This window comes from Kocuria sediminis (assembly GCF_009735315.1).
Classification (GTDB): domain Bacteria; phylum Actinomycetota; class Actinomycetes; order Actinomycetales; family Micrococcaceae; genus Kocuria; species Kocuria turfanensis.
Map to the genome: position 1 here is coordinate 291,985 of NZ_WOGU01000003.1, position 13,524 is coordinate 305,508.

Sequence of the window (13,524 nt, forward strand, 5' to 3'; positions counted from 1 at the left end):
GCCGCGGCGCGTGCGGGTCAGCCGGCCGGGTGCCGGGCGAGGATCTCCTCCACGGCCCCGGGGTCGGCGTCGCGCAGGTCCCAGCTGCCCGTGCGCTCGTGGTACTCCTGCGCCGCGGCCGTGACGTTGAACCGGCTGGCGTCACGGGGCGGGTCCGAGTGCTCGAGGACGTGGATGAGGTGCGTCTCCGCCTGGGCGAGAGCCTGTGGGTCGTGCATGGCGTGCTCCTTTCGGTACGGACCGGGACGCCGCGCGTGCCCGGCCCAGAATTGACAGCCGACTGATGGATTCTATCCGACCGGACGCCCGTGCGCACCGGGCGGACCCCTCCGCGTGCGGAACACGACGCGGCACGGAGACGCGGGACGCGCCGACCGAAGGTTTACAGATGCGTAACTCCGACGCACCTCGATGCAACACACGTTGCATAGCCTCGGTCGCACGACCACCGGATTCCACACGGGGCGGCTCTCCGCCGCCGCGCCGTGGAACCGTGCTCCCGCCCGTTCCGCGACGCGCGCGTGCTCGCGCGTCCTCCAGGAAGAAGGTCCGCCGTGCACCCTGATCCGGTCACCACCCCTCGCTCCCGCCGTCTGCCGGCCGCGGCCGTGGCTCTCGCGAGCTCCCTCGCGCTCACCGCGTGCGGCGCCGCGGCAGAGCCCCCGGCCGAGTCCGGTGCGGGCGAGTTCGGCACCCTGGACGTGAACCTGTCCTGGATCAAGAACGCCGAGTTCGCCGGTGAGTACTTCGCGGACACGCAGGGGTACTACACCGAGGCGGGCTTCGACTCCGTCAACCTGATCTCCGGCGGTCCCTCCGGAGCGTCGACCGAGAGCATGGTGCTCGCCGGCAGCGCCCTCGTGGGCACGTCCTCGCCGCTGGGGGTGGCCCCGCCCATCGCGGAGGAGGGCGCCCCGCTCAAGATCATCGGCACCACGTACCAGAAGAACCCGTTCACGATCATCTCCCTGGGCGACGACCCGATCGAGACGCCCGAGGACCTGGTGGGCAGGAGCATCGGCGTGCAGTCCGGCGTGAACGAGACCCTCTTCGACGCGCTGCTGGAGGTCAACGGCATCGACCCCGGGGAGGTCGAGAAGGTTCCCGTACAGTACGACCCGCAGCCCCTCGTCAACGGCGAGGTGGACGGGTTCTTCGGGTACTCGACCAACGAGGCGATCACCCTGGAGCTCGCGGGCGAGGACGTCGTCGGGCTGCCCTTCGCGGACCACGGGCTGCCCTTCGTCGCGGAGTCGTTCGTGACCACCCAGGACGCCATCGACAACGACCGCGAGGCGCTCAAGGCGTTCCTGGAGGCCACCATCCGCGGCTGGAAGGACGCCGTGGCCGACCCGGAGGAGTCGGCCCGCCTCGCCGTGGACGAGTACGGCGCGGACCTGGGCCTGGACACGGCGAAGGAGACGCGCCAGGCGCAGATCCAGAACGAGGAGCTGGTGGTCTCCGGCGACACCGAGGCGAACGGCCTGTTCACCATCTCCGACGAGCTCGTCGCCCAGAACGTCGAGGTCCTCGGCGTGGCCGGCTACCCCGGCCTGACGGCCGAGGACGTCTTCGACCTCTCGCTGCTCGACGAGGTGTACGAGGAGAACCCGGAGCTGCTCGAATGAGCAGCACGGCGCCCGTCCGCGGCTCCGGCCCCCTCGCCGCCGCGGCCGGCGGCATCGACCTCAACGGCCTCACCAAGGTCTTCCGGTCGGGCCGGAGCACCGTCACGGCGCTCGACGACACCCACCTGCGGACCGAGCAGGGCTCGTTCCTGTCCCTGCTGGGCCCCTCGGGGTGCGGGAAGTCCACGATCCTGCGCATCCTCGCCGGCCTCGAGGAGCCCAGCGCCGGAGAGGTGCTCGTCGACGGGCAGAGCCCGGCCGAGCTGCGCCGCTCGCACCAGCTGGGCATCGCCTTCCAGGACGCCGCCCTGCTGCCCTGGCGGTCGGTCGAGGCCAACATCCGCCTGCCCCTGGAGGTCTCCGGCCAGCCGGTGCGCCGGGAGTACATCCAGGAGCTCATCGAGCTGGTCGGGCTGAAGGGCTTCGAGCGGTCCAAGCCCGCCCAGCTCTCGGGCGGGATGCGGCAGCGCGTCTCGATCGCCCGGGCCCTGGTCGTCCAGCCCTCCGTGCTGCTGCTCGACGAACCGTTCGGCGCTCTCGACGACATGACCCGGCAGCGGCTCAACCTCGAGCTGCTGCGGATCTGGACGGAGAAGCCCGCCACGACGCTCATGGTCACGCACGGAATCTCCGAGGCGATCTTCCTCTCGGACGTCGTCGCCGTCATGTCCCCCCGGCCGGGTCGGATCAAGCAGGTCATCGACGTCGACCTGCCCCGCCCGCGCACCCCGGCCATGATGCGCACCCCGGAGTTCCACGCCCTGCACGACCGCGCGTCCGAGCTGCTCTTCGGCGCGCCCGGCGGCGAGGAGTGAGATGACCGCGCACCTGCCGGCGCCCTCATCCCCGGGCGCCCCCGAACCGCCCCGGGCCACGGCCGCGCGCCCTGCCGGCCGCCGGGTCGCTGCGGCCGCCGGGCGGCGGACGCTCCCGCCGTGGGCCGTCGCCGCCCTCGGCGTGGTCTCGACCGTCGCGGTGTGGTGGCTCGGCGCGGCCACCGTCCTGCGGGGCGTGGGGGCGGGGGACGGCGCCGGCAGCGGCGCCGTCCCGACGCCCCTGGCGATCGTGCGGCAGATCGCCTCCGACGGCGCCGGCTTCTACTGGACCAACGCCTCGGTGACGGTCGTGGAGGCCGCCCAGGGATATCTGGGCGGCAACGCCCTCGCGGTGCTGCTGGCCGCGGCGGCGCTGCTGCTGCCGTTCACGGAACGCCTGACCACGCAGATCGCCGTGGTCAGCTACTGCCTGCCGATCGTGGCGGTCGGCCCGATCATCTTCATCGTCGTGGGCCCGCCGCGCTCGGGCGAGCCCTCGGGCACCGCCGTGGCCCTGGCGGCGATCTCCGTGTTCTTCACCACCTATGTCAGCGTGCTCGCCGGCTTCCGCACCGCCGAGCGCTCCGCGCTGGACGTCGTCACCGTGGCCGGGGGCTCCCGGTGGGACCAGCTGGTCCGGGTCCAGCTGGTGTCGGCCCTGCCCGGGGTGTTCTCCGCCCTGAGGATCGCCGCGCCCGCGGCGCTGCTCGGCGCGATCCTCGGTGAGTACGTCGGAGGCGTGGACCGGGGCATGGGACCGGCCATGGTCAACGCCCAGCAGTCCCTGGAGATCGCCCGGGTCTGGGCCGTGGCCCTCGTCTCCGGCGGCCTGGCCTTCCTGGCGTACGCGGTGGTGGGCACCGTCGCGCGCTTCGTGACACCGTGGTCCTCCGGGGGCCGGGAAGTGGGGCACTGACATGACCGTGGCCACCGCAGCCGCCCGCGCCGGCAAGGACCTGGGCCGCGGGCTGGCGAACCTCGTCGTCTCGCTGCTGGCCGTCGCCGCCGTCTGGCTCCTGCTCCTGCGGGTCTTCGGCGTGACGTCCTTCATCGGCAAGACGCCGCTGGACGTGTGGACGTTCCTCGTGACCGAGCCCGAGGCCGCGGCCCACCGGGAGCTGGTCCTGGGCCAGCTCGCGACCACCCTGGCGGACGCCGCGGTCGGCTTCGTCACCGGGCTCGTGGCGGCGCTCGTCGTCGCGACCGTCTTCACCCTCTTCCGCGGGGTCGAGCACGCCATGATGCCGATGGCCATGCTCCTGCGCTCGGTCCCGCTGGTGGCGATGGCCCCGATCATCATCCTGGTCCTCGGCCGCGGGGAGGCCTCCGTGGCCGCCATGGGGGCTGTCGTGGTGCTGTTCCCGGCGCTGGTGACCGTCGTCCAGGGCCTGCGCTCGGCGAACCCGATGATCGTCGAGGTCGTGAAGGTCTACGGCGGCTCGTCGTCCGACGCGTTCCGCACCGTGGCGCTCCCCTCGGCGCTGCCGAGCCTGTTCACCGCACTGCGGGTCTCCGTGCCCGGGGCGCTGACGGGTGCCCTGCTGGCGGAGTGGCTGGCCACGGGCGACGGGATCGGGTACGCCATCGTGTCGAACGTGGCCCGGGCGAAGTACGACGAGGTGTGGGCCGCCGTGGTGGTCGTGACCGTGGCGTCCATCCTGCTCTACGGGCTCGTCTCGCTGCTCGAGGGTGCCGTGAACGCCCGGTGGGGAGAACCACGGTGAGGAGCACGGTGACCCCCTGCCGTCACCGGAGCCTCCGCTGCCCGGCCCGGGGCCCGCGGCGCCCCGCGCCACCGCCCGCGGGTCAGCGCAGGTCGAGCTCGTCGAGCTCCGCGTAGAGCTCGGCCGCGCGGCCGACCCGCTGCCGGCCCTCCGCCCCGGTGGCCGCCAGCACCCCGTCCGCCAGCACGGCGACCAGGCTCATGGCGGCCGCGTAGGAGTCGAAGGGGCCCACGCCGTCGAGGGGGCACTCGATCCACAGGTCCACCGCCGCGGCGTGCCGCCGCGCCGTGCCGTCCGCGACGAGGACCGTGCGCGCCCCGGTCGCGGCGCACACCGCCACGAGCCGCTCGAAGCCGCGGGGCCGGCGCCGGAAGCCCAGCAGCACGACCACGTCCTCCGGGCCGAGCCCCACGAGCTCCTCGCCGAGCGTCTGGCCGGGCAGCGGTGCGAGCCGCACCTCGTCGCGCGCCTGCTGCAGCTGCTGCTTGAGGTGCAGGGCGACCGGATAGCTGTTGCGCATGCCGATCACCAGCACCCGCCGCGCCCCGGCCAGCGCCTGCACGGCCCGGGCGGTGCGGTCCTCCCCGGACGGGTCCAGCGCCTTGCGCAGGTTGCGCAGCTCCTGGTCGAGGTGCTGGCCGAGCTCCGGGTCGCCGTCGGCGCCCAGGGGCACGCCCTGCTGGCGCAGCGTGCGGGCCGTCTCGCGCAGCTCCGTGAAGGACTCGAAGCCGAGGTGCCGGTACAGCCGGGACAGGGTGGCGCGGGAGACCCCGCTCATCTGCGCCAGCTCCGCCGAGCTGTACAGCGCGAGGTCGTCGAGGTGGTCCAGGATCAGGTCGGCGGCCCGCCGCTCCTGGGGCGAGAGCCCGGCGTAGTGCGCGTGGATGCGCTGTTCGATCGACACGCCTCCCACCCTAGCGACCCGGGGCGGGAGGCCGGAGGTGTCCGGCCGTCCGATCGGCGGCCGGGACCCGGTTGCTAGCATTGCGCCTTATGAAGGGTCCTCTCAGCACACCCGCCCCTCCGGCGCCGCAGGACGGGCCCGGGCCCGGCGGGGGAAGCGGCCGGGTCTCCATCCAGACGGCCTTCCTCGACCCCGTGCTGCTCGAGCTGCCCTGGCACCTGCCCCTGGAGCAGTGGCCGGACGACGTGCTGGTGGCCTACCCCCGCGGCCTCTCCCGGCACGTGGTGCGCTTCGCCCGGGCCGGCGAGAAGGTCGTGGCGATCAAGGAGACCGTGCCGCACTACGCCCGGCACGAGTACGCCACGCTGCGCCGGCTCCAGCGCATGGGCGCCCCGTCGGTGGTGCCCGACTCCGTGGTCACCGACCGGTACACCCCGGAGGGCGAACCGCTGCCGGCCGCTCTCATCACCGACCACCTGAGCTTCTCCCTGCCCTACCGCGCGATTTTCTCGGCGGGGCCGAGCGCCCAGACGGTCATCCTGCTCGTCGACGCGCTCGCCTCGTTGATCGTGCAGATGCACCTGTCCGGGTTCTACTGGGGCGACGTCTCGCTGTCGAACACCCTGTTCCGCCGGGACGCCGGAGCCTTCGCCGCCTATCTCGTGGACGCGGAGACCGGCGAGATCCACCCGGCGCTGAGCCGCGGGCAGCGCGAGTACGACATCGAGCTGGCCCGCACCAACGTGGCCGGGGAGATCATGGACCTGCTCGCCGGGGCGGCCGAGGAGGGCCACGAGCTCGAGGACCCCGTCGACCCGTTCGAGGTCTCCGACCGGCTCGTGGCCAGCTACACCTCCCTGTGGAGCGCGCTGATGGACGAGGAGTCCTTCAGCATGGACGAGCGCTGGCGCGTGGTCGAGCGGGTGCGCCGGCTCAACGAGCTCGGCTTCGACGTGGAGGAGGCCTCCATGGACACCGTCGACGGGCGGATCCGGCTGCGCCCCCAGGTCGTGGAGCCCGGGCACCACACCCGGCGGCTGCAGCGGCTCACCGGGCTGCGGACGCACGAGAACCAGGCGCGGCGGCTGCTGACGGACATCGACCAGCTCGGCCAGGCCCTCTACCCGGGCCTGCCCGACGACCTGGTGGCGCAGCTGTGGATGCGGGAGGTCTTCTCCCCCATCATGGAGGCGGTCACCCCGCCGATGCGGCGCAAGCTCGAGCCCGCGGAGATCGTGCACGAGGTCCTGGAGCACCGCTGGTTCATGTCCGAGCGCGCCGGCAAGGACGTGCCGACCCTCGCGGCCGTCGAGGACTACGTGGCCTCGCAGCTGGCCCAGCGACCGGACGAGCGCGAGATCTTCTGAGCCCGGCGGCCCGGGGGCGTCACGGACGGTGCGCCTCCAGGACCCCCGTCAGGGTCCGGTGCACCCGCTGGGGCCAGTCCTCTCCCAGGTTGCCGTAGCGGGCGACGTGGGCGTACGCGGAGCCGAGCACGAAGTCCAGGACGACGTCGACGTCCAGCTCCGGGCTGAGCCGTCCCGCCGCGGTCTCGGCGGCGAACAGCTCCTTGAGCCGCTCCACGCGCGGGCGGACCAGGTGCGTGCGCAGCACCCGGGAGGTCTCCGAGTGCGGCTCGCTCAGGAGCGACACGGCCACGCCGATGCCCATGTCGTGGAGCAGGAAGTGCAGCGCCTCGGCGAGCCCCTCGTCCCAGCTCGCGGGCGCGCTCGGCCGCTGCGGGGAGTACGTGGACACGGCGACCTCGAGGGCGCCCTCGAGCATCTCCAGGCTGTTGGCGTAGCGGCGGTAGATCGAGGTCTTGGCCACGCCGGAGGCGGCCGAGACCGCCTCGATGCTCACCCGCTGCGGCCCGCCCTCCCGCAGGAGGGCGAGCGCCGCGGCGGTGATCTTCTTGTCCGTGCTGACGGTGCGCGGATCGGCCCGGTCGTCGTCGGCCATCGTCGCCCCTCCTGCTCCCCGCCCCTCGCCGGAGCGCTCAGACGGTCTTCCAGTCCTCGATGGGCCAGTGGTTCTTCTTCGCCAGCCGGTAGAGGGGCAGGTCGGGGTTGACGGTGTAGGGGTGGCCCATCAGCACCAGCCAGCTGGCGTCCGCGTGGGAGTCCCCGTAGCCGTAGGACCGGGTGAGGTCGTACCCGCCCTGCTCCGCGTACTTCTTCAGCCACTGGGCCCTGGCCTCGTCGACCAGGGGCGGGGTGGCCAGGTACCCGGTCATCACGCCGTCGCGCTCGTCCATCCGCCCGGCCACGACCTCGTCGAACAGGTGGGCGAGGGGCTCCACGAGCAGGTCGATGGAGCCGGTGACCAGGACCGTGCGGTGCCCTGCGGCGCGGTGCTCCTCGATCCGTGCCAGAGCCCCCGGGCGCAGCAGCCGCCGCATGTCCCGGCCCAGCGGCCCGGCCACCTGGTCGCGCACCGTCCGGGCGGGGACCCCCTCGTAGCGGCGCATGAAGGCGCGGATGAACTCGCCGCGGTCCCGCTTCTCCGCCTTCAGGTAGGTGGGGGCGCTCGAGACGAGGTCGACCGCCTCCGCGGGCCACTTCGCGAGGCCCAGGGTGCGGCGGCGCAGCTGCAGGTACTGGTGGATGACCGTGGAGTTGAGCACGGTGCCCTCGAGATCGAAGACGGCGAGCACGTCGGTGGCCTCGCTCAGCGTCCGCCGGGGCGCGTTGCGCCGCCGGGACGCGGCCCGGAGCCGGCCGTAGGCCTTGGTCATCTCGGTCAGCGCGGGCAGGTGCACGTGCTGCCAGTACTCGGTCCAGTCGATGGACCGGACGTCGAAGGTGCGGTCCTCCGGCGTGCCGGCCGGCAGGGAGTCGTTGAGCTGACGGGTGCGGGCGTCGTCGAAGATCATCTCGGTGCGCGTGTAGGACTGGTAGAGGTCCACGTAGGTGCGCAGGGAGCCGAGACCGGACTGCATCTTGTGCATGGAGTTCGCCCACTCCCGGGTGCGGGAGGTCGCCGGCAGTGCCGCGGTCAGCTTCCCGCCCACCGCGGAGAGCTTCTCCTTGACCGCCAGGGAGCGCTCCACGGCGTTGTTCGCGGGGAACTTCCACTCGGGCACCCGGATCGGGTTGCCCTCGTCGTCCTGGATCGGGTGCGCGGTGAAGAACGCCAGCACGTTCTCGTACATCTGGTGGAACGGCAGCGGGTTCGAGGCGCCCGAGCACACCTGGTAGAAGCCGGGTTCGGGTGCCTCGGCCCCCGCCGGGGTGGGCGTCCCGGACGCGTCACGGTGCCCGCCCACGGCCAGCGCCACGATCGCGTTGACCACGAAGTCGACGGGGATGACGTCCAGCACCGAGTCCGGCAGGCCGGGGAACTCCGGCAGCGCGCCCTTGGCGTAGGCCATGATCAGCGGGTCGGCCACCTTGTAGCCGTCGATCCAGCCCGGGTACGGGTGGCGCAGGGCCGACTCGATGATGGAGGGCCGCACCACGGAGAGCCGGTGCCCGGCGCCGGCCCACTTCTGCTCGGCGACGCGCTCCCCCAGCGCCTTGGTGAAGGTGTAGATGTCGGTCCATCCCAGCGACTGGGCCCGGGTGCGCCCGTACTCGACGAGGCGGGTGCGCACCCACTCCTCCCGGGCCGCCTCCGCGGCACGGGCCACGGACTTGGGGCCCTCCTTGCCGTGGCCGGCGGTGGCGTCGTCGATGAGGGCCTGGAGCCGCTCGGGCGTGCGCGAGGCCATGTCGGCCTCCTCGCGGGCCCGCAGGGCGGCGTCGAACTCGGCCGCCCAGTCCACGTCGTGGTCCACGGGGGCCTCGGGGCGCAGACCCTTCGCGATCCCGCCCACGTAGCAGGTGGAGACGTGGATGACGTGCGGGTCCTGCCCGGAGCTCAGCAGCGCGTCGTAGAGCCCGATGGCACCGCCGACGTTCGTGCTGAACGCCTCGTGGATCGGCGGGTCGAAGGACACGGTGGAGGCCGAGTGGATCACCACGTCGAACGGCTCGGTGATCTCCGCGAGCGCGGACAGGTCCCCCTCGAGCACCGCGGTGCGCTCCGCGAAGACCTGCTCGGCCCGCTCCCCCATCGTCTCCCGCCACGTGCGGAAGGCCGGCTTGCGCAGCAGCTGCCGCAGGCGCTGCGCACCGCTGATGCTGCCCTTGGGCCGCACGACGGCGGTGACGTGCACGCCGTCGTGGGCGGAGAGCAGCCGTTCGAGCACGGCCTGCCCCAGGAAGCCGGTGGCTCCCGTCAGCAGAACGCGCGTGGTGGGGGTCTCGGTCAACGGGGTTCCTCCGGATGGTGTGCTGGTCCGCCGACGGTGCGGTGCGGGCGGGGGGCTGGGGCGGACCGGCGCGGCGGGCGACGACGGCGACCCGCGCGCGGACCGCTCCCGGTTACGCTACGGCTACCGTAGTGTAGCCTAGATCTCATGCTTACCGCTCTCGTGACGGGGGGGACGTCCGGCATCGGCGCCGCGTTCGCCGATGCCCTGGCCCGCCGTGGAAATGCCCTGGTTCTGGTCGCCCGCGACGCGGACCGCCTCGAGCAGACGGCGGCCCGCCTGCGCGCGGAGCACGGTGTGCCCGTCGAGGTGCTGCCGGCGGACCTCGCGGACCGCGCCGACGTCGACCGGGTGGCCGCCCGCGTCGAGGACCCGCTGCGCCCGGTGGACGTGCTGGTGAACAACGCCGGCTTCTCCGTGAAGACCCCCTTCACCGCCCCGGACACCGGCGCCCACGACCGCGCGTTCGAGGTCATGTGCCGGGCCGTGCTGGTGCTGTCCTCCGCCGCGGCCCGTGCCATGACGGCGCGCGGGTCCGGCTGGATCATCAACGTGTCCTCCACCGCGGGCCTGATCACGATGGGCTCGTACTCGGCGATCAAGGCCTACACCACCGCGTTCACCGAGGCGCTGGCCGTGGAGCTGCACGGCACGGGCGTGCACGTCACCGCCCTGCTGCCCGGCTGGGTGCGCACGGAGTTCCACGAGCGCGCCGGCATCACCGGCTCCTCGATCCCCTCCTTCATGTGGCTCACCCCCGAGCGCGTGGTCGAGGAGGCCCTCGACGACGTCGCCCGCGGCAAGGTGATCTCGATGCCGACCAAGCGCTACCGGGCCCTCGGGTTCGTCCTGCGGCACCTGCCGCGGTCCGCGGTCCGCCGGATCTCCGGGATGGTCGCTTCCGCCCGCCAGAAGGAACGGGCGGCCGGGTCGTGAACCGCCGCAAGCACCACGACCAGGTCCCGGTCCGGCGCTCCATCGACGGCGGGGGCGAGACCTCCGCCTCCTCCGAGCCGGCACCGTCCGCCCCGCCCGCCTCCTCCGCGCAGCTGGACCCCGCGCGCTTCCGCGACCCCCGGCGCCGGCTGGCCCGCCGGATCGCCCAGCGGGTGTTCCTGCACGGACTGGCCTACCGCACGGTGCGCCGCACCGTGGTGACCCACCCGGCGGCCGAGGCCCTCGACGGCCCCTGCATCGTGGTGGCCAACCACTCCAGCCACCTCGACGCCCCCCTGGTGCTCGGCTCCGTGCCCCGGCGCGTCCGCCGGAACCTGGCGACCGGGGTGGCCGCGGACTACTTCTTCACCGCCCCGCACAAGCGGCTGTTCACCGAGCTGATCTTCAACGCGTTCCCGGTGGACCGCACCGGCACGGGGGCCAACCGCGGGCTGTCGAAGCAGCTGCTGAAGGCCGGCGTCCCGCTGCTCGTCTTCCCCGAGGGGACCCGCTCCCGCACCGGCCGGATGGCGCCCTTCAAGATCGGCGCCGCGGGACTGGCCAAGGCCGTGGGCGTGCCGGTGCTCCCGGTCGCCCTGATCGGCGCGCACGAGGCCATGCCGCACGGCAGCAAGTGGCCGCGCCCCGGCCGGCCCCGCGTCGTGGTGGCCGTCGGCGAACCCCTCGTCGCCCGGGACAAGGAGCCCACCGCCGCCTTCAACGAGCGCATCGAGTCGTCGGTGCGCGCGCTCTACGCCGAGCACCGTCCGCGCATCGACGCCTGAGCACCACCCCCCACCCCGAAGAACCAGGAGAGTACTGCGCAGATGGCACACGTGAAGCACATGAAGTGGTGGGGCTGGGGCGAGGAGGGCGTGCACTTCGAGTACGCGAACAAGCCGGCCTTCGCCCCCTTCGTGAAGAAGGCCCTGGACGTCGACCTGCGCCCGCGGCAGCGGGACACCATCGACTTCGCGACGGTGAGCGTCCCGGCCTCCCGCGCGGACGACGACGTGCTGACCGCCCTGCGCTCGATCACCGGCGCCGAGCACGTGAGCCTCGACGACGAGCTGCGGATCGTGCACTGGGCCGGCAAGTCGGTGACCGAGCTCCTGCTCACCCGGGCCGGCGACTTCGCCCGCGTGCCCGACGCCGTCGTCTACCCCGCCACCGAGGAGGAGGTCGCCGCGGTGCTGCGGCTGGCCGTCGAGCAGGACCTGGTGGTCATCCCCTTCGGCGGCGGCACGAGCATCTCACGCAGCCTCCAGCCGGACCCCGCCGAAGAACGAACGATCGTTTCGCTGGATCTCGGGCGGATGAACCAGGTGCTCTCCATCGACGAGACCTCGGGCCTGGCCACCATCGAGGCCGGCGTCCTGGGCCCGGACATGGAGGAGCAGCTCAACGCCCGCGGCTGGACCCTGGGCCACTTCCCCGACTCCTTCACGCACTCCACCCTCGGCGGCTGGGCCGCCACCCGGTCCTCCGGGATGCAGTCGGACAAGTACGGGGACATCGCCGACATCGTGCGGGGGCTGCGCGTGGTCCGGCCCGGCGGCACCGTGGTGCTGCGCCCCCTGCCGTCCACCTCCACGGGGCCGAGCCTGCGGGAGATGATCATCGGCTCCGAGGGCCGCCTCGGCGTGATCACCCGGCTGGACGTGCACGTCCACCGCATCGCGGAGCACCGCGAGGTCATCGCCTACATGTTCCCCACCTGGCAGCAGGCGCTCACCGCGATGCACGACATCGCCCGGTCGGACATCCGGACCACTTTCGCCCGCGTCTCCGACGCGCACGAGACCGCGTTCTCCCTCTCCACGCAGAAGGCCCCGACCACGCTCAAGAAGAAGGTCACGGCCAAGGGCCAGGACCTGCTGTGGGAGGTCATGCGCCGCCGCGGCTGGGACACCGACGCCATGTGCATCGCCTACGTGTGCTTCGAGGGGGAGAAGGCCGAGGTCGAGCGCCGGAAGAAGGCCGTGGCCGGGATCGTGAAGAAGCAGGGCGCACTGGTCCTGGGCTCGGGCCCCGGCGCCCTCTACGACCAGAAGAAGTTCGACACCCCGTACCTGAGGGACTTCCTGCTCGAGCAGAACACCATCGGCGACGTCTCGGAGACGGCCGCTCCGTGGTCCAAGCTGACCACCGTGCACCAGGCCGCCTACGACGCCGCGCACCGGGCCTTCGCCGCACAGGGCAAGACCGGGTGGATCATGTCCCACATGTCGCACTCCTACCACGCCGGGGCCTGCCTCTACTTCACCTTCGGGTACGAGATCGGCGAGGACCCGCACGGCGAGTACGCCGCGATCAAGAGCGCCGTCCAGCAGGCCTTCATCGACGCCGGCGGAACCCTGTCCCATCATCACGGCGTGGGCCTGGAGCACAGCCCCTGGATGGAGCAGGACGTCTCCCCCGAGGGAGTGGACCTCATGCGCCGCCTCTTCAGCGCCACCGACCCGGGCGGCAACCTGAACCCGGGCAAGATCGTCAGCTGATCTCCCGGCCCCGGTCGTGCAGCAGGCCCCCACCCGTGCGGGTGGGGGCCTGCTGCACGACCGGGAGGCGTGGCACCGTCCACGGTGCCCGGCCGGAGACGCTCTGCTGGAGACGCTCTGCCACAGGCCGCGCCGTCGGCGCGTGCGGGTAGTGTCGGGCGCGTCGAGGCCTTCGGGCGACGGGGAGCAGGAGAGCTCCCGCGTCCAGGCTGCCCGGAGCGGTGGGATGGGAGGATGTGTCGTGCCGTCGTGGTGGAGCTCGGCCTGGCCCGTGCTGGTGAGCGCCCTGGGGGCGCTGCTGCTGGCGTGGCTGGTGCTGCTCGTCGTGCTGTGGCGGGCCGCACCGGACCGGACGGTGCTGCGCGACGCGCTGCGGCTGCTGCCGGATGTGCTCCGGCTCGTCAAGCGCCTGGCCGGTGACCGCTCGCTCCCCCGCGGTGTGCGTGTGCGGCTGCTGCTCCTGCTGGCCTACCTGGCGCTGCCCGTCGATCTGGTCCCGGACTTCGTCCCGGTGCTGGGCTACGCCGACGACGCCGTGGTCGTCCTCCTCGTGCTGCGTGCGGTGGCGCGCTCCGCCGGCCCACAGGCCCTGGAGCGACACTGGCCGGGCACCCCGGACGGTCTGGCCGTGGTGTGCCGTCTCGTGGGGGCCCACCGGGATCCGGATAAGGATCCGGGATGAGGAAAGGCCCCGCACCGGGTGGGTGGGGGCCTGGGGGTGTGGGGAGCCCCCGCACCTGGTGGTGCGGGGGCTCGACCCT

13 protein-coding genes are annotated in these 13,524 nt (G+C 72.9%); 9 read left to right on the plus strand and 4 right to left on the minus strand.

Features of this window, described 5'->3' with window-relative positions; genetic code table 11:
• Window positions 1-17 precede the first annotated feature (17 nt).
• Window positions 18-218: a hypothetical protein gene (locus tag GMA12_RS05620; RefSeq protein WP_156267955.1), complete on the minus strand. Its 201-nt coding sequence runs from the start codon at window positions 216-218 to the stop codon at window positions 18-20.
• 336 nt (window positions 219-554) lie between these two features.
• Here GMA12_RS05620 and GMA12_RS05625 point away from each other — a divergent pair, with 336 nt between their 5' ends.
• From GMA12_RS05625 to GMA12_RS05640, 4 genes are read left to right on the plus strand one after another with little or no spacing between them, the layout of a single operon-like run.
• Window positions 555-1,628: an ABC transporter substrate-binding protein gene (locus GMA12_RS05625; RefSeq protein WP_162459514.1), complete on the plus strand. Its 1,074-nt coding sequence runs from the start codon at window positions 555-557 to the stop codon at window positions 1,626-1,628.
• Window positions 1,625-2,443 carry an ABC transporter ATP-binding protein gene (locus tag GMA12_RS05630; protein WP_156267957.1) on the plus strand — a complete coding sequence of 273 codons (819 nt, stop codon included), beginning with the start codon at window positions 1,625-1,627 and terminating at the stop codon, window positions 2,441-2,443. The genes GMA12_RS05625 and GMA12_RS05630 overlap by 4 nt, the downstream gene beginning before the upstream one ends.
• 1 nt (window position 2,444) lies before the next feature.
• Window positions 2,445-3,359, plus strand: coding sequence for an ABC transporter permease (locus tag GMA12_RS05635; RefSeq protein ID WP_156267959.1), 915 nt, complete (start codon window positions 2,445-2,447; stop codon window positions 3,357-3,359).
• Window position 3,360: 1 nt separating this feature from the next.
• The gene (locus GMA12_RS05640) at window positions 3,361-4,167 is read left to right on the plus strand and encodes an ABC transporter permease (RefSeq protein ID WP_156267961.1); all 807 of its coding nucleotides are present in this window, start codon (window positions 3,361-3,363) and stop codon (window positions 4,165-4,167) included.
• A gap of 82 nt (window positions 4,168-4,249) precedes the next feature.
• Here the strand turns inward: GMA12_RS05640 and GMA12_RS05645 are convergent, their stop codons facing one another.
• On the minus strand, window positions 4,250-5,071 hold the full coding sequence (locus GMA12_RS05645) for a MurR/RpiR family transcriptional regulator (protein ID WP_162459515.1): 822 nt from the start codon (window positions 5,069-5,071) through the stop codon (window positions 4,250-4,252).
• 89 nt (window positions 5,072-5,160) lie between these two features.
• Here GMA12_RS05645 and GMA12_RS05650 point away from each other — a divergent pair, with 89 nt between their 5' ends.
• Entirely contained in the window at window positions 5,161-6,438 is a 1,278-nt protein-coding gene (locus GMA12_RS05650) for a DUF4032 domain-containing protein (RefSeq protein ID WP_156267965.1), read from the plus strand.
• A gap of 19 nt (window positions 6,439-6,457) precedes the next feature.
• On the opposite strand, the gene GMA12_RS05655 is transcribed toward GMA12_RS05650, so the two are convergent.
• Window positions 6,458-7,033, minus strand: a complete 576-nt coding sequence (locus GMA12_RS05655) for a TetR/AcrR family transcriptional regulator (protein ID WP_156267967.1) — start codon at window positions 7,031-7,033, stop codon at window positions 6,458-6,460.
• A 37-nt stretch (window positions 7,034-7,070) separates the two neighbouring features.
• Window positions 7,071-9,326, minus strand: a complete 2,256-nt coding sequence (locus GMA12_RS05660) for an HAD-IB family hydrolase (protein ID WP_156267969.1) — start codon at window positions 9,324-9,326, stop codon at window positions 7,071-7,073.
• 147 nt (window positions 9,327-9,473) lie between these two features.
• Here GMA12_RS05660 and GMA12_RS05665 point away from each other — a divergent pair, with 147 nt between their 5' ends.
• The 4 genes from GMA12_RS05665 (at window position 9,474) to GMA12_RS05680 (ending at window position 13,445) form a co-directional block, all read left to right on the plus strand.
• Window positions 9,474-10,262, plus strand: a complete 789-nt coding sequence (locus GMA12_RS05665) for an SDR family NAD(P)-dependent oxidoreductase (RefSeq protein WP_156267971.1) — start codon at window positions 9,474-9,476, stop codon at window positions 10,260-10,262.
• Window positions 10,259-11,047: a lysophospholipid acyltransferase family protein gene (locus GMA12_RS05670; protein WP_162459516.1), complete on the plus strand. Its 789-nt coding sequence runs from the start codon at window positions 10,259-10,261 to the stop codon at window positions 11,045-11,047. Before GMA12_RS05665 ends, GMA12_RS05670 begins: the two co-directional genes overlap by 4 nt.
• 42 nt (window positions 11,048-11,089) lie before the next feature.
• Entirely contained in the window at window positions 11,090-12,763 is a 1,674-nt protein-coding gene (locus tag GMA12_RS05675) for an FAD-binding oxidoreductase (protein WP_156267973.1), read from the plus strand.
• 241 nt (window positions 12,764-13,004) lie between these two features.
• Window positions 13,005-13,445: a DUF1232 domain-containing protein gene (locus GMA12_RS05680; protein ID WP_370830373.1), complete on the plus strand. Its 441-nt coding sequence runs from the start codon at window positions 13,005-13,007 to the stop codon at window positions 13,443-13,445.
• Window positions 13,446-13,524 lie beyond the last annotated feature (79 nt).